12 protein-coding genes are annotated in these 15,683 nt (G+C 66.0%); 5 read left to right on the plus strand and 7 right to left on the minus strand.

Annotated features, from left to right (window positions below; genetic code table 11):
• Positions 1-93: 93 nt before the first annotated feature.
• Complete coding sequence (cuyB, locus tag U0034_RS26125) at positions 94-1,614, plus strand: cysteate racemase (RefSeq protein ID WP_085228768.1); 1,521 nt, start codon at positions 94-96, stop codon at positions 1,612-1,614.
• Between the two features lie 134 nt (positions 1,615-1,748).
• Here cuyB and U0034_RS26130 read toward each other — a convergent pair whose 3' ends face one another.
• Positions 1,749-3,221 carry a cobyric acid synthase gene (locus U0034_RS26130; RefSeq protein WP_085228769.1) on the minus strand — a complete coding sequence of 491 codons (1,473 nt, stop codon included), beginning with the start codon at positions 3,219-3,221 and terminating at the stop codon, positions 1,749-1,751.
• A gap of 197 nt (positions 3,222-3,418) precedes the next feature.
• On the opposite strand from U0034_RS26130, the gene U0034_RS26135 reads away from it, so the two are divergent.
• From U0034_RS26135 to U0034_RS26150, 4 genes are all read left to right on the plus strand, one after another.
• Positions 3,419-4,399 (plus strand): CobD/CbiB family cobalamin biosynthesis protein, encoded by a 981-nt coding sequence (locus U0034_RS26135; RefSeq protein WP_386092533.1) that lies wholly within the window; start codon positions 3,419-3,421, stop codon positions 4,397-4,399.
• A gap of 15 nt (positions 4,400-4,414) precedes the next feature.
• Entirely contained in the window at positions 4,415-5,464 is a 1,050-nt protein-coding gene (gene cobD / locus U0034_RS26140; protein ID WP_085228770.1) for a threonine-phosphate decarboxylase CobD, read from the plus strand.
• A 192-nt stretch (positions 5,465-5,656) separates the two neighbouring features.
• Complete coding sequence (locus tag U0034_RS26145; RefSeq protein WP_085228771.1) at positions 5,657-10,099, plus strand: response regulator; 4,443 nt, start codon at positions 5,657-5,659, stop codon at positions 10,097-10,099.
• Positions 10,100-10,973: 874 nt separating this feature from the next.
• Positions 10,974-11,219: an H-NS family nucleoid-associated regulatory protein gene (locus U0034_RS26150; RefSeq protein ID WP_085228772.1), complete on the plus strand. Its 246-nt coding sequence runs from the start codon at positions 10,974-10,976 to the stop codon at positions 11,217-11,219.
• A gap of 23 nt (positions 11,220-11,242) precedes the next feature.
• On the opposite strand, the gene bluB is transcribed toward U0034_RS26150, so the two are convergent.
• The 6 genes from bluB to U0034_RS26180 form a co-directional block, all read right to left on the minus strand.
• On the minus strand, positions 11,243-11,899 hold the full coding sequence (gene bluB, locus U0034_RS26155) for a 5,6-dimethylbenzimidazole synthase (RefSeq protein WP_085228773.1): 657 nt from the start codon (positions 11,897-11,899) through the stop codon (positions 11,243-11,245).
• A gap of 156 nt (positions 11,900-12,055) precedes the next feature.
• A complete protein-coding gene (locus tag U0034_RS26160) occupies positions 12,056-12,565 on the minus strand; it encodes a ferritin-like domain-containing protein (protein WP_085228774.1) in 510 nt (169 codons plus the stop codon).
• Positions 12,562-12,885, minus strand: coding sequence for a hypothetical protein (locus U0034_RS26165; RefSeq protein ID WP_158243478.1), 324 nt, complete (start codon positions 12,883-12,885; stop codon positions 12,562-12,564). Before U0034_RS26165 ends, U0034_RS26160 begins: the two co-directional genes overlap by 4 nt.
• An 84-nt stretch (positions 12,886-12,969) precedes the next feature.
• Entirely contained in the window at positions 12,970-14,313 is a 1,344-nt protein-coding gene (locus U0034_RS26170) for a c-type cytochrome (protein WP_102622864.1), read from the minus strand.
• Positions 14,310-15,269 (minus strand): cytochrome c oxidase assembly protein, encoded by a 960-nt coding sequence (locus U0034_RS26175; RefSeq protein ID WP_102622865.1) that lies wholly within the window; start codon positions 15,267-15,269, stop codon positions 14,310-14,312. Before U0034_RS26175 ends, U0034_RS26170 begins: the two co-directional genes overlap by 4 nt.
• Before the next feature lie 71 nt (positions 15,270-15,340).
• Complete coding sequence (locus tag U0034_RS26180; protein WP_085228778.1) at positions 15,341-15,670, minus strand: hypothetical protein; 330 nt, start codon at positions 15,668-15,670, stop codon at positions 15,341-15,343.
• Between the last annotated feature and the right edge of the window lie 13 nt (positions 15,671-15,683).

A 15,683-nucleotide genomic window follows, 5' to 3' on the forward strand; every position in this document is an offset into this window, starting at 1 on the left:
CCGTGGGGATTCCCAGTGAAGACTGCTCAAGGTGGTGCGCGCCACGACGGCGCGGGCTCGGGGCGAGGGGAGCGAAGTGCGACGAAACGACTCATGACCGCGCGCCGCTCCCTCCGCGTAATTGGCGTGATCGGCGGGCTCGGCGCACTGGCCGCCGCCGATGTGTTTTTCAAACTGATCAAGTCGACGCCCGCGGCGCGCGACGGCGATCATCTCGACGTGATCTTCGAGCAGCATCCGAGCCAACGCGGGGCAGCGGCCGACGTTGCGAGCATCGAGCGCAAGCTTTACATCTACGACACGATTCGCGAGTTCGAAAAGCGCGGGGTGACGACTGTCGTGCTGCCGAGCTTCGTGAGCCATGCCTATATCGACGAATTGCGCGGGAACGCGCGAATCGAGATCGTGGATATGCTCGCGTGTTTGCTCGCGCACGTGCGCAGCCATTTTCCGCACGCGCGCCGCATCGGCGTGCTGACGTCGGACCTCGTTAGCGAGCGCGCGCTCTTCGAACGGTACTTTCGCGCCCCGGAATACGAGGTGCTGCATCCACGGCCCGATGACGAAGCGGGCGGCAACGTCGTGGCGCGCGCGGTGTACGGTGCCGATGGCATCAAGGCCGGCAATCTGCGCGGGCGCCCGATCACGCTGCTGCGCGAGGCATGCGAGGATCTGATCGCGCGGGGCGCCGAGGTGCTCGTGACCGGGTTGACCGAAGTCGGGCTTGTCGCGGAGCAGCTCGCGCCCTTGCGCGTGCCGCTCGTCGATTCGAACCTCGTCTACGCGCAGCATGTCGTGCGCGGCGAGTACGACCGCAGGGCACGGCCGTTCAAAGTGGGCGTGGTCGGGGGTGTCGGCCCGGCGGCAACGGTCGATTTCATGCAGAAGATCGTTCGCAACACGCCGGCCGAACGCGACCAGGATCACATCAAGGTGCTCGTCGAGCAGAACCCGCAGATCCCCGATCGCACGGAGAACCTGATCGGCGACGGCGAAGACCCGACCGTCGCGCTGTATGCCACCTGCAAGAAGCTCGAAGCGGGGGATGCCGACATCATTGCGATTCCCTGCAACACCGCACATGCATTCGTCGAACGGATCCAGCCGTATCTGAACGTGCCGATCGTGAACATGCTGACGGTGACGGCCGAACATTTGCGCGCCACGTTTCCCGCGCTGCGAGAGGTGGGGCTGCTCGCCACTTCGGGGACGCTCGCGAGCGGCGTGTACGAGCGCGCACTCGCCGCAGTGGGCCTCGAGCAGGTTACGCCGGAGCCGGCGCTGCAAGCCCGGGTCATGAATGCGATCTACGGCCCGCGTGGCGTGAAAGCCGGCTACACGAGCGGTGATTGTGTGGAGGAGATCGTCGCGGTGTGCGAGGCGCTGATGGCACGCGGCTGCAAGGTTGTCTTGCTCGGCTGTACGGAACTCCCGCTCCTCTTGCCGCAGGGCGAGCGCCGCGACGAGCGCGGCCGTACCGCATGCCTCGTCGATCCGACCGACGTGCTGGCACGACGTTGCATAGCCTATGCGCGCGGCGAGTTGCAAGGTGAGGATTTTCGGGAACAGGCGCGCCATGGCGCGCGGCTTCCTGCGAGAGGGCAAACGACGTAATATCCGGGATCGCTTCGCCGCTCGCGCGAGCCGCGATTCCTCGCGCACGCCGGGCGGCGCCTTTCATCATGCGTTCCATGCCGCCGCCCATATCGCCCTGTCGCTTTCGCCCCCGCCTGCAGTCAACGGCTGGGTCACGCGTGTTGCACGAGCCGCCACAAGGCCTGCACGTCGACGTTCGCCTGCACGGCGTCTGCGAGCTTGTCGATGGAGGCGAGGCGCCGGGCGTCGTGATCGATGCGCTCGGCAGCATCGAGTCCGGCCCAGCGCAGCAGCGCGCGGCATGCATCGGCGTTGTCGAAGAGCCCATGCAGGTACGTCGCAAGAATCCGGCCGTCTTCGGATATCGCGCCTTCGGCGCGCATCGTCTCGCCGTCGAGCAGCCGGATCGCGGGCCGGTTCAGTGCCGGGCCCTCGGTTACGCCCATGTGAATCTCGTAGCCGGCAACGGGTGCATCATCGAACGCGAGCCGGCCCGACGTATTGACGAGCCGTTTTTCGGGCGCGAGGGTGGTGACGAAATCGAGCAGCGCGAGGCCGCGCTCGCATCGCACGCCGCTTTCGAGTCCGAGGGGATCGAGCAGTTCGCGCCCGAGCATTTGCATGCCGCCGCAGATGCCGATCAGCTTTCCGCCATAGCGCAAATGACGCTGCAAATATGGCTCCCAGCCGTTGTCCCGCAGCCATGCGAGATCGCGTTGCACGCTCTTGCTGCCGGGCAGCACGACGAGATCGGCGGCAGGCAGCGGCTCGCCGGCGCGTACATAACGGAAATCGACCTGGGGGTGCGCCCGCAGTGCGTCGAAATCGGTGTGATTGCTGATGCGCGGCAACGCCGGCACGACCACACGCAACGCTTCGTCCGCCAACGCGCGGGCATGCCGGGCCGCCGGCAGCATGTCTTCGGCGTCGAGCCACAGCCCCGGCACGAATGGGACCACGCCGAACACCGGCTTGCCCGTGCGCGTTTGCACCCAATCGATGCCGGGCGCGAGCAGCGCCACGTCGCCGCGAAACTTATTGATAACGATGCCCTTGACGCGCGCGCGCTCGGCTTTGCTCAGACACTCGAGCGTGCCGACGATCTGCGCGAAGACGCCGCCGCGATCGATGTCGGCTACGAGCACGACGGGGCAGTCGACGGCCTGCGCGAAGCCCATGTTCGCGATGTCGCCTTCCCGCAGGTTCACTTCGGCGGGGCTGCCCGCCCCCTCGACAAGCACGAGGTCCGTCTTCGCGCGCAGCCGCGCGAACGATTCGAGCACGGCCTGCATCGCGACAGGTTTGTAGTCGTGATAGGCGCGCGCATCGAGGTTACCGCGCGCGTGGCCCTGCACGATCACCTGCGCGCCGATATCGCTGTTCGGTTTCAGCAGCACCGGGTTCATGTCGACCTCGGGTGCGATACCGGCGGCCAGGGCCTGCCATGCCTGCGCGCGGCCGATCTCGCCGCCGTCCACTGTCACCGCGCTGTTGAGCGACATGTTCTGCGGCTTGAACGGCGCCACGCGCTTTCCCGAGCGTGCCGCGAGGCGACACAACGCGCCGACGAGCGTGCTTTTGCCGGAGTCCGAGCTCGTTCCTTGGATCATCAGTGCGCCGGGCATGGCGGAATACCTGCGAAGTTGGGATGGGGCGCGCGCCTGGCGCGCGGATATCCGCGCATGCGGTGCACGTGCGCGACGTCGATGGGCTCGCATTATGTCATCGGTGAGGCGTGCTTCGAAAATCAGACGAGGGCGAAGCGGTGCCGGACGCATACGGTCGGCAATGCAGGGGCCGCTTTCCGTTGGAGCGAGCGATGATTGCCTCGCTCTCGGCCGTGACGATGGCGTTGCTGGCACTCGCGGGGTTCGCATTCGATGCGCTCGTGGGAGAGCCGCGCCGCTGGCACCCGCTCGTCGGCTTTGGACGCTGGGCGAAGTGGCTCGAGCACGCGCTCAATCCCGACTATGCGGCCAGCACGCCACCCGCTTCGCGCCGATGCCCGATCGTCTGGCGCACGCGCGTGTCCGGCGTGGCGGCATGGGCGCTGGCTGTGGTGCCTCCCGTCGTGCTTTCCATCGTGCTGATGCGCGTGCTGCCGCCCGCGGCAGGATGGGCGCTGCATGCCGCGCTGCTCTGGTTCGCGCTTGGCGCGCGCAGTCTGGCCGATCACATCGTGCCGATCGAAGCCGCGCTGGCCGCGGGCGATCTGCCGCGCGCACGCATGCTGACTTCGCGCGTGGTCACGCGCGACCTTTCCGATGCAGGCGAAACCGACGTCGCGCGCGCGGCGGTGGAGTCGGCGCTCGAGAACGGCAACGATGCCATCTTCGGCGCGCTCTTCTGGTTTGCCATCGCGGGCGGCCCCGGCGCGCTTGCTTTTCGGCTCGTCAATACGCTCGATGCGATGTGGGGCTATCGCACACCGCGCTTGCTCCATTTCGGCTGGGCCGCTGCGCGTCTCGACGATCTCGCGAACTACGTGCCGGCGCGGCTCACCGCGCTCAGCTATGCCCTGGGCGGCGATTGGCGCACGGCCTTGTATTGCTGGCGCACGCAGGCCGGCGCGTGGGACAGCCCCAATGCGGGGCCGGTCATGGCGAGCGGCGCCGGCAGTCTCAATGTTTCGTGCGGGGGCACGGCCCGTTACCATGGCGCGGACGAAGCACGGCCCGCGCTCGGCGCTGGCAGCAGCCCGGCTGCCGCCGACGTGGGACGCGCGATCGCGCTCGTACGGCGCGCGATCGGCATCTGGTTCGCTGCGTTCGCGTTGCTCGCGGTCTCGTCGACCTTGTTTTAGAAAACACGCTCACTCATGACCGATCTCGATCTCCCTGTTGCCGTTGCGCACGGCGGCAATCTCGGCGAGGCGATCCGCCGCTACGGGATCGCGCGCGAACACTGGGTCGACTTGTCGACGGGCATCAATCCGCACGGCTATCCGGTGCCGCCGATCAGCCCGGACGCGTGGTTGCGCCTGCCTGACGACGACGACGATCTGGAGGCCGTGGCGGCCGCGCATTATGGCGCCGCGCGCGCGCTGGCCGTCGCCGGCACGCAGGCCGCGATCCGCGCGCTGCCTCGGCTTTTGCCGCCGGGCTGCGTGGGCGTGGGGCTGCTCACCTACGGCGAATATGCGCCGGCGTTCGAGCGCGCCGGTTTCCGCGTCGACCGGTTCGTGACGCCGATGCTGGCCGATTGCCGACACGCCGCCGCTTTCGTGCTCGCTCCGAACGAGCCGTTGCCGGCGCACCTGAAGCACCTCGTGCTCGTCAATCCGAACAATCCGGGGACGGAATCGTTCACGCGCGAAACCGTCGCCGAATGGCACCGCCAACTTGCTTCGCGCGGCGGCACGCTGATCGTGGACGAGGCGTTCGCCGATGCGGTGCCGGCATCGAGCCTTGCCTCGTTCGCCGATGCCGAAGGGCTCATCGTCTTGCGTTCGGTTGGCAAGTTTTTCGGGCTCGCCGGCGCGCGCGTCGGCTTCGTGCTCGGCTCCGAGCGCGTGCATGGGGCGATGCGGGCGCTGCGGGGGCCGTGGGCGGTTTCAGGGCCGGCACGCGTGGCGGTGCGGGCCGCTTTGGAAGACGACGCGTGGCAGCGCGCGATGCGCGCGAGTCTCGCCGATGCCAGCGCGCGCCTCGCGCAACTGCTGCGAAGCCATGGCATGGACGCGGTCAATACGGCGCTTTTCGCGTGGGTGCGCGACGGCAATGCGATGCGGATACAAGACTGCCTCGCGCGGGACGGCATCTGGGTACGCCGATTCGAAACGGTGGCGGGGCTGCGATTCGGATTGCCGCCAGACGAATCGGCGTGGGCCCGCCTCGATGCCTCGCTGCGTGCTGCGCGAGGGCGCTGAGCGCACGGATTTCTTTTCCGATCGCAATGCAAAAAATCTAGTCAGATAGCTGTAATTATTGCCATCGAGCGGGCGCATGTTTCGTGCCTAAATACGATTTTTGCCCGATTGCGCAATTCGGCTGTAAAGCATATTGGTTTTTGGGTGCAGCGGCGATATCTTTGCTGGAACCGCAAAGCAAGGAACTGCCCCATGACCGACGCATCGCGCGCCTCGCGCCTCGAGCAGGGATTGAATTTCCTTTCGGGTGGTGGAGAACTAGGCAGACTCATTCGCAATTTCGACTGGCGGTCGACCCCGCTGGGCGAGCCGGAGAGTTGGCCGCAGAATCTGAAACTCGCGTTGCGCATCATGCTCAACTCGAGCCAGCCGATGTGGATCGGCTGGGGTAAGACGCTCGTCTATTTCTATAACGATCCTTACAAGGCTATTATCGGCGGCAAGCATGCCTGGGCGCTCGGGCGGCCGATGATAGAGGTGTGGGGCGAGATCTGGAGCGAGATCGAGCCGATGCTCGATACGGCGATGAACGGCGGACGCGGGACGTATGTGGAAGCGCAACTGCTCGTCATGGAGCGCAACGGCTATCCCGAGGAAACGTATTACACGTTCTCGTTCAGCCCGATTCCGGACGACGACGGCAACGCCGGCGGCATTCTCTGCGCGAACACGGACGACACACAGCGTGTGGTCGGAGAGCGGCAGCTCGCGCTCTTGCGCGATGTCGCGGCCGATACCGCGCATGCGAGGACCTGGCAGGATGCCTGCGCGCGCAGCGCACAGGCGCTCGCGACGAATGCGCGCGATCTGCCGTTCGCGATGATCTACATCGCCGAGGAGCCGAACGCGTCGGCCTTCGAGCTTGCGAGTGCTACGGGCATCGAACACGGGCATCGCGCCGCGCCGCTTTCGATCGCGCCCGGCGATGCCTCGCTGTGGCCGCTGCACGAGGCTGTGCAAACGCGCAAGCCGGTGGTGGTATCCGATCTTGCGGCGCGCGTGGGCGTGGCGTTGCCGAGCGGGCCCTGGAGCGAGCCGCCGAAACAGGCGGTGGTGCTGCCGATTTTTCCCGGTGGCGAACGGGGGCGCGTTGGCGCGCTCGTGGTCGGGTTCAATCCGTATCGGCTCTTCGATCGGAATTATCGAAGCTTCCTGAGCCTCGTCGCCGGTCAGATCGCCGCCGCGGTGGCCTATGCGCTGGCTTACGAGGAAGAACGACGTCGCGCCGAGGCACTGACGGAGATCGATCGCGCGAAGACGGCGTTCTTCTCGAACGTCAGCCACGAATTCCGTACGCCGCTCACGCTGATGCTGGGGCCGCTCGAAGACGCGCTCAACGAAGCCATGCCGGCGGCATTGCCGTCGCATCAGCGCCGGCGCCTGCAGATGGCGCACCGCAGCGGGCTGCGGATGCTGAAGCTCGTCAATTCGCTGCTCGACTTTTCGCGCATCGAGGCTGGCCGCGTGGTGGCCGCGTTCGAGCCGGCCGATTTGTCGAAGTTCACGGCGGAGCTGGCCTCCAATTTCGATTCGGCGACGGAGCGGGCGGGCCTCGCGCTGTCGATCGATTGTCCGCCGCTGCCGCAATCGGTCTATGTCGATCGCGACATGTGGGAAAAGATCGTCCTCAACCTGCTGTCGAACGCCTTCAAGTTCACGTTCGAGGGCGAGATCGCGGTGCAGATGCGGCCCTCGGCCGACGGCCGCGCGGCGGAACTCGTCGTGCGCGATACGGGGGTGGGCATTCCGGCAGGCGAGCTGCCCCGGCTTTTCGAACGCTTTCATCGCGTGGAGGGCCAGCGCAGCCGGTCGTTCGAGGGCTCCGGCATCGGCCTTGCGCTCGTGCACGAACTCGTCAAGTTGCACGGCGGCTCGATTGCGGTGGAGAGCGAGGTCGGACGAGGCACCCAGTTTCTCGTGAGCCTTCCCTTCGGCACCGCGCATCTGGCCGCCGAGCGAATCGGCACCGAGCGGATGCGCGCCTGGAATTCGAGCCGCGCGGAGGCGTATGTCGAGGAAGCACTGCGCTGGTTGCCGCGAGGCGACCTGAGCGAAGACGGCAGCGATGCGGAGCGCGCCGAGGAACTGCCTGACTTGGCCTTTGCTACGCGCACGATGGGCTCGCGCGTGCTCGTCGTCGACGACAACGCGGACATGCGCAGCTATATGCGGCGCCTGCTCAAGGGGCGTTGGGAAGTCGAGACCGCCGCTGACGGGCAGGCGGCGCTCGAGGCGATAAGACAACGTAAGCCCGATGTGGTCGTCACCGACGTCATGATGCCGAACATGGACGGATTCGGACTGTTGCACGAGATCCGGCGGGACCCGGCGCTGCGCGATCTGCCCGTCATCGTCGTCTCGGCGCGCGCGGGCGAGGAGGCGCGCGTGGAAGGGCTCGAGTCGGGCGCTGACGATTACCTGACCAAACCGTTTTCCGCGCGCGAGTTCGTGGCGCGCGTCAATGCCAACCTGGAAATGGCGCGGCTGCGCCGCGAAGTCACGCGCGATCTGCGCGAAAGCGAGGCGCGGTTCAGGAACATGGCCAACCACGCGCCCGTGATGATGTGGATCAGCAAGCCGGACGGCGCGTTCGACTACCTCAATCAGCCCTGGTGCGATTTCACGGGGCAGACGCTCGACGACGCCATTGGCGACGGCGCGTGGAACGCACTGCATCCCGAAGACCGGGAGGCTACGCGTCGGGCGTTTCTGGCCGACAACGTCGAGCAGCGGCTGTTCCGCGCCGAGTATCGCGTGCGCACGGCCCAGGGCGATTACCGGTGGGTGCTCAGCGCGGCGGTGCCGCGTTTCGACGACGACGGCCGGTTTCTCGGCTATATCGGCTCGATCATCGATATCACCGATCGGAAGGAGGCCGAGCAGATTCTGCGTGAAGCCAATGTGGTGCTGGAGCGGCGCGTGGAGGCCGCGATCGCCGAGCGCACGCATACCGAGGCGCAGTTGAGGCAGGCGCAAAAGATGGAGGCGATCGGCAAGCTGACGGGCGGTGTCGCGCACGATTTCAACAACGTGCTACAGGTTATCGCGGGCAACCTTCAATTGCTGCATCGTGACGTGGCCGGCAATCTGCGTGCGGAGCAACGCTTGCAGACGGCTGTTGCGGCCACGGCCCGCGGCTCGCGGCTGGCCTCGCAACTGCTCGCCTTCGGACGGCGCCAGCCGCTTTCGCCCAAAACGGTCAATCTTGGCCGGCTCGTTCGCGGCATCGACGACATGCTGCGCCGCTCGCTTGGCGAGAGCGTCGAGATCGAGACGGTGATTGCGGGCGGATTGTGGAATACGTTCGTCGATACGGTGCAGGTGGAAAATGCGCTGCTCAACCTCGCGATCAATGCGCGCGATGCGATGCAGGGCCACGGCAAGCTGACGATCGAGGCCGGCAACGCGTTTCTCGACGACGTCTACGTCGCCCGCCATCCGGACGTGACGCCCGGCCAGTACGTGATGGTCGCCGTGACCGATACGGGCTGCGGAATTCCCGCGGAACTGCTCGAGCGCGTGTTCGAGCCGTTTTTCACGACCAAGCCCGAAGGCCGGGGTACGGGGCTCGGCCTCAGCATGGTCTATGGGTTCGTCAAGCAATCGGGCGGGCACATCAAGATCTACAGCGAGATGGGGCAGGGCACGACGGTGCGGCTCTATTTGCCACGTGCACGCCAGCCCGAGGACATCGAAACCGAGGTCGAGACAGGGCCTGTTACGGGCGGAACCGAAACGGTGCTCGTGGTGGAGGACGATGAGGATGTGCGAGGCACCGTGGTGGACCTGCTTTCGGAACTCGGCTATCGCGTGCTGCGCGCGAAGGACGCACAGAGCGCGTTGGCGATCGTCGAAAGTGGCGTGCCGATCGATCTGCTCTTCACCGATGTCGTCATGCCGGGCCCGCTCGAGAGCCCCGAACTCGCGCGCAAGGCGCGTGAGCGGCTGCCCAACATAGCCGTGCTGTTCACGTCCGGTTATACCGATAACGCGATCGTCCACGGCGGCCGGCTCGACGACGGAGTCGATCTGCTCAGCAAACCGTATAGCCGAGAGGCGCTGGCACGCAAGATTCGCCAGGTATTGCGCCATCAGGTACGGGGGCGGCCTTCGCAGATGCCGGTGCCCGCGCTGTTGCCGGGCGAGCCCGCCGCCGCGGAGCGCGAGGCGCAGCCGCCGGCACGCACCAGAGGGGGGATTCTGCTCGTCGACGATGATCCGATGGTGCGCTTCACGACGGCGGATATGCTCGCGTATCTGGGCTATGCCGTGACCGAAGCGGCGGATGCGAGCGAAGCGCTGAGCCTGCTCGGCAAGCGTCAGTTCGACATCATCGTGACCGATATCGCATTACCGGACCTTTCCGGCGATGAACTTGCCGTACGGGCCATCGCGCTGCAGCCCGGCTTGCGTGTAATCTTCGCCTCCGGCTATGACGAGTTGCCCGATGGCGGGAATCATGCTGCGTTGTCCGATGCGATGCTGCTGCGAAAACCGTACGACAGGCAGCAGATGGAGGCGCTGCTCGATGCCGCCATGGCCGCGCGGATCGCCTCCGGCATGGCCGGCGCGACAGCGCCGTCGGATCGCACGAGGTTGCCGCCGTCGTTCGAGAAGGTCGACAGGTCCACTTAGTCGCGGCGCGCGCTGCTTTGCACAGACGCGCGCCTTGGGTTCGAGAGGGTGAGCCTTTACGGGAAGTGGCACCGCATTGGTGAGCGTTTTCGGGAGGCGCGCCGCGGGCGGGAGGGCATAGCGTTGCTTGCGGCGAACAGCGCCGTCGTTGCGGCAGCGGCGCATCATCCGTTACTATCGGCGCAGTCGAATGTCGTAGCCGTATCGTTGTATCCGCGTTCCGGCCGGCTTTCATTCTCTCCCGAATATTCTCACCGTCATTGTTTTGCTCTACAAAGGTGAGAATATTCGGGATTGCAACGGAAACTGCCGGGTATGTGGTTGTAGCCTCGGCATAAAAACCGTCGGCGCGGTTTGTGCGGAAATGGCGAACGTGCCCGATCGGGCATGAAATGCGCAAGGATGGGGCAGGCAGTCCGGCGCGCCGCGTCCGGAATCGTCAGTCTCCCGCGCACGGCGCAAATTTCCGCGCAACAATGCGGTGTGCTTGGCAATGCCTTGTCCAGGGCCGCACGTTCGGCGCCGCTGCGTGGGCGCACCGCGGCGGGCGCCTTGGTGAGCGGGCGTATGCACGGGGCAGCGCCCGTGTGACGGGAAGCAAAGGTTTCATACCGATTGCACGCCTTACGCACTGTGTCGGGGCAGCGAATCCGCTATACGTGCGATGCCGCGCTTATGGTTTTTCATATTTTGCTTTTTCGGATTTTTGTATCGATAATTGACGTCGACACGTTGAAACACGATCTGGCAGGCGTCAACTCTGGCGCCACCGTTGGGCAGTTGCGACTCCGCGCTGCCACGAGTCGAGTATGATTCGGCTCGGATCTATAAAGGGGGCTCGGCGTCCCCGCGTCAACCATAACCGGAATCATCGATGGAACAGCTTGAAGGCGAAGCTCGCGAACGGTTGATTCGCTGGCTCCGGCGTCGCATGGACGAATACGGCATTACATTGGAAGCCGTGGCGGAATCGATTTCCGCTGATGAGCAAGCCGAACGGCCCGTGCTTTACCGCGACGCGATGGGCAATACATGGGACGGCTACGGCGATCCGCCCGATTGGCTACGCCGCGCCGTAGCGGCAGGTCAACAAATGGATTTCTACCGTTGCGAGGGATAACACGCGCGTTTCGCGCGTGTTCGTCAGCCGTCGCCGTTCGACGGCGGCCAATAATTTTCGAAAACGCAATCGGAGACGGGAACACGTTGCGCCCAGTGTTCGATTTCGAGCATGGGCCGCGGATAGAACTGTTCGACATGCCCGAGGCATAGTATTGCCACCGGTTTCGCGCCGGCCGGCATATGCAGCAGCGCGCGAAGTTCGTCGACGTCGAAAAGCGATACCCAGCCCATGCCGAGACCCTCGGCGCGGGCGGCGAGCCACATGTTCTGAATTGCACAGGCCACCGAGGCCAGGTCCATCTCCGGCATCGTGCGGCGGCCGAAAACATGCTTTTCGCGTCCGTCCATGAGCGCGACGACGAGTAGTTCGCCGCATTCGATCATGCCTTCGACCTTGAGCTTCATGAATTCGTCGCGCCGCTCTCCGAGCGCGTCGGCCGTCTTTTCGCGCTCGCGCTCGACGGTATCGTGCAGCGCTTTGCGCAGCGCTTCGTCGGTGATGCGAAGAATGCGCCACGGCTGCATGTAGCCGACGCTCGGCGCGTGGTGGGCGGCATCGATCAGGCGGGCCAGTACCTTTGCATCGACCGGTCCGCGCACGAAATGGCGCATGTCGCGCCGCTCGTAGATGGCGCGATAGACGGCCGCGCGGTCCGATTCGTCAAAGGGCTTGTCCATGAATGCGTCGAGCCTCGAAGGTGGCGATGAGATCGCGGTGCGGGCACGTGCTGATGCGTCGTGCGTACGGGAGCCGCGAGCCCCGAGTGTAATCCAACCATCGGGTCTGACAGGTACGGATCGCCATTGATGCCGGGCGCTTCGGCGGTTTGGCCCTCAGCGCTTCGCATCGGCGCCCACTTCGGCGCGAACGAGGTACTGCGTGACCACGTCCGGCAGGTTTTCGAGCAGCCACTGCGCCATGGCCACTTCCTGAGGCAGGATGGTTTCGCAACAGCGTTGCGTCTCGGTGTCGCCAACGGCTTTCGCCGCCGCGATCAACGCCGTGTACGAGGCGATTTCCATCTGCTCGAAAACATAGCCGGCCATCCCACCCTTGACCACTTCGTCGCTCATCGTCATTCCGCCTATCGCCTGTCCGAACGCTGCGATGCGGGCGGCGAGGTCCTTGATCGTCGAGGGGCTGCTGCCCAGGCGGTCAAGGCATCCCTCGAGCAGCTTTTGTTGCGAAAGCGTTTCGTCCAGATGCTGCTCGATGCGCTGCTTGAGTTTCGGGTAGTGCTCGAGCCGCGAGGCTTGCGCCTTGAGCATCGATTCGGCCTGCTTCTCCATTGCGTAGGCATCTCGGAGCCAATCCACCAGATGTTCCCGTGGTTTCGTCGTCATCGCTTTCTCCACGCCGCGCTGTCATGGCGGCAAAGGCGAGCCGGCACCAGCGCGCGGCATCGACTTGCATGCAACGGCTGTTCCCGGCGTGCGGCGGCGCGAACGCGATGCCGGGTACGCGCGTTGCGGCAATTCCGTTGCGGCAATTCCGCTGTGGCAATCAATACGCAGACGCACCCCTCTTTCAACGAACCGGGAGGACGACGATGACCTCGAGAAAGCCCAGTCAGGCAGCCCCGAACAATCCGCGTCAGCAGCATGATCGCGGCGATCACCGGCAGGCTCAACAGCAGCAGAATCAGCAGAAGATGCCACGCCATCAGGGCGGCCAGCGTCAGCCATGACGCGCGGGGCCCGTTGCCGCCGGCAACCCGTGGCCGGCGCCGGTGGGCCGCCGTGTGCCCCTATTTGTGCAGCGTCTGGCGCAGCGCGGCCACGTCGTTTGCGCTGATCGGCTGCGCGTTGTTGCCCCATGCACTGCGCACATAGCTGAGTACCTGTGCGATCTGTGTATCGGCCAGCACGCCCGCGAATGCGGGCATCTGCTGGCGCGGCGGCCCCGCGAGCGTTTCGGGGCTGTTGCCCCCCTCCACCAGCAGGCGAATCAGCGAGGTGGTGTCTTTCGCCAATACGGACGGGTTGCCCGCCAGCGCCGGGAATACCTCCGGTGCGCCGCGTCCGTCTGCGCCGTGGCAGCGCGCGCAAAACGATCGATAGGCGAGGTATCCGACCGATTGCGCATCGGCCACGCGATTGCCGTTGGCCGGAGCAAGCGCGGACGTCGAATCCGGCGCGAACGTGCCCGACGGTTCTCGTACCGGCAGCGATTTGAGGTAATGGGCAATGGCCAGCAGGTCGGCATCGGTCAGGTACTGCGTGCTGTCCTCGATTTGTTCGACCATGCTGCCGTAGGCGCTCAGGCCGGCGGCATGCCCCGTCTTCAGGAACCGCGCGATGTCGGCTTCAGTGAGGCGGCCGAGGCCCGAGCCGGCGTCCGTAGTCAGGTTCGGTGCGAACCAGTGGTCATTGATGCCGCCCGTCAGATACCGGGGTGACGATTCGTCGTAGCCGCGCTCCTGGTAAGCGGCGCCGCGTGGCGTGTGGCACGCGCCGCAGTGTCCGAGCGACTGAACGAGATAGGCACCGCGCCGCCATTGTGCATCGCGGCCGGGCGTGTCGATCGTGGAGTCCTTCGGCATGAAGATCCATTGCCAAAAGCGCAGCGCCCATCGCTGATCGAACGGAAAAGCCACGTCCGAGCGTGCATTGGGGCGAGCGACGGGGCGCACGCGGTGCATCAGAAACGTGTAGAGCGCATACAGATCGTCGTCGCTCATCTTCCAGAACGCCGGATACGGCATGGCGGGGTAAAGCCGCTTGTCGCCGGGCGCGACGCCTTCTCTCACGGCCCGCGAAAAATCGGCGTAGCTATAGCGGCCGATACCGTGCACCGGATCCGGCGTAATGTTGGTCGTCACGATGGTGCCGAAAGGGGAGCCCATGCCGAGGCCGCCCGCAAAGGGCTCGCCCCCCGCGGGCGCCGTATGGCAGCCTGCGCAGTCGGACGCCTTCGCGACGTATTCGCCCCGCGCGAGCAGCGCTGAAGTGGGTTGGCCGCGTGCGGCAGCAGTTTTCTGCGCGTTCTGGCGGGCGGCGTCGGCGCTGCGCTGCGCGTTGCCCATCGCGATTGCGACGATCGCGGGCACGGTCAGCCAGAAGAGCTGCATGGCTCGCGTTGGCTCCTTCATGGCACAGGCCTCGTAGGGCAGGCAGGGGTCGCACCACCGTGCGCGCGCGGCGGCGAGGGCGCGCGCACGGTGGCGGAAGGCAGGAGCCAGCGCGCGGCCACGGCGAGCGCACCCAGCAAGTAAGCCAGCGCGGCGGGCACCCACATGATCAGCCCCCCGAGTTGCTGATCGCGCAATGCGTCGAGGCCAAGCACCGCGGCCGGTTCGACATACGACGGATACCAGAGCCCCGGCGCGAGCGTCAGCAGGGCGCCGAGCGCCCCTGTATGCACCATCGTCGTGAAGAGCGACAACATCGCATGGCCTCCAGTCGAACGCGTGGCGGCGTTGCCGACGATGGTCCACCAGAAGAGCAGCGCCGTCACGAGAAAGCTCGCATGCTGCAACGCATGGACATCGTCGCGAGCCAACGCTGCTTCGAAGAGAACCGGCGCATGCCAGGCCCACAGCGCGACGGCGTGCAGCATCCACGCCCACGCCGGCGAGACGAGGCGCCGCCAGACGCAGGTCCAGCCGCGCGACCGGGCGGCCCGCCCGATACACACCCGCGCGCGCGGCGGCAGCGCCCAGATCCAGGTGCCGAGGGGGCATCCGAGCACGAGCAGCGGCGCCGAAACGATCATCATCGCTTCGTGCTGCACCATGTGCGCCGAGAACAATGCGGCACTCAGCGTATCGAGCGGCGAAACGAGCACGGCTGCGAGCACGAGCCAGCCGGACCCGAATGCGGCCAACCGGCGATGCCGTACCGCCCGCCCGAGCCTGCCGCGCCGCACGAGCCGGACATAGCCGATCGCGTATGCCGCGAGGCTCGCGCACAGCAACGCGGTGACCCAGGGGGTGAACTGCCAGCCGAACGAGGGCGGCGCGCCGTTCGAGCCACCGACGGCGCCGCCATGTGCGAAAGCCGGTGGGGCCGGCACGAGTGCCCACGCCAGGCAGGCGGCCAAGACCATCGGGATGGCCGCCGCGGTTCGACGGCCCGCGGCGGGGCGCGGGCAATGCCGGACAGGGTGCGCAAGGCGGTTCATCGGCAAGGCGAAAGGAGCCATTGTGGAAACCACATCGTCAACTGCACGAGCGCGCTGAACGCACCGAGTACGGTAGCGGCAAACGCAAGAAAGGCGGGCCGCGCGGCGCGCGGTTCGTAGCTTGCAGGGAAAGGCGCCGCCGCATGCCGCCAGTTGCGGTAGGCCAGCGTCGTCGCCGCGATGGAGAATGCGAACGCGAGTGCGCTGACGACGTTGAGCGGCACAGGGTCGCCACGCTCGCACGTATACCGCACGAGCGCATAGTCCACGCTTTGCACGGCGAGCACGAGGGCGGGAGCGGCCAGCAGTCCGAGCCACGTTTTCATTGTGCGACGTCCT

Origin of the sequence: Trinickia caryophylli, assembly GCF_034424545.1 — a bacterium.
Lineage (GTDB): Bacteria > Pseudomonadota > Gammaproteobacteria > Burkholderiales > Burkholderiaceae > Trinickia > Trinickia caryophylli.

Coding starts and splice junctions, on each gene's coding strand:
- cuyB (WP_085228768.1), top strand. CDS start 94: ATGACCGCGCGCCGCTCCCTCCGCGTAATTGGCGTGATCGGCGGGCTC.
- U0034_RS26150 (WP_085228772.1), top strand. CDS start 10,974: ATGGAACAGCTTGAAGGCGAAGCTCGCGAACGGTTGATTCGCTGGCTC.
- bluB (WP_085228773.1), bottom strand. CDS start 11,899: ATGGACAAGCCCTTTGACGAATCGGACCGCGCGGCCGTCTATCGCGCC.
- U0034_RS26175 (WP_102622865.1), bottom strand. CDS start 15,269: ATGGTCTTGGCCGCCTGCCTGGCGTGGGCACTCGTGCCGGCCCCACCG.
- U0034_RS26180 (WP_085228778.1), bottom strand. CDS start 15,670: ATGAAAACGTGGCTCGGACTGCTGGCCGCTCCCGCCCTCGTGCTCGCC.
- U0034_RS26145 (WP_085228771.1), top strand. CDS start 5,657: ATGACCGACGCATCGCGCGCCTCGCGCCTCGAGCAGGGATTGAATTTC.
- U0034_RS26160 (WP_085228774.1), bottom strand. CDS start 12,565: ATGACGACGAAACCACGGGAACATCTGGTGGATTGGCTCCGAGATGCC.
- U0034_RS26130 (WP_085228769.1), bottom strand. CDS start 3,221: ATGCCCGGCGCACTGATGATCCAAGGAACGAGCTCGGACTCCGGCAAA.
- cobD (WP_085228770.1), top strand. CDS start 4,415: ATGACCGATCTCGATCTCCCTGTTGCCGTTGCGCACGGCGGCAATCTC.
- U0034_RS26170 (WP_102622864.1), bottom strand. CDS start 14,313: ATGAAGGAGCCAACGCGAGCCATGCAGCTCTTCTGGCTGACCGTGCCC.
- U0034_RS26165 (WP_158243478.1), bottom strand. CDS start 12,885: ATGGCGTGGCATCTTCTGCTGATTCTGCTGCTGTTGAGCCTGCCGGTG.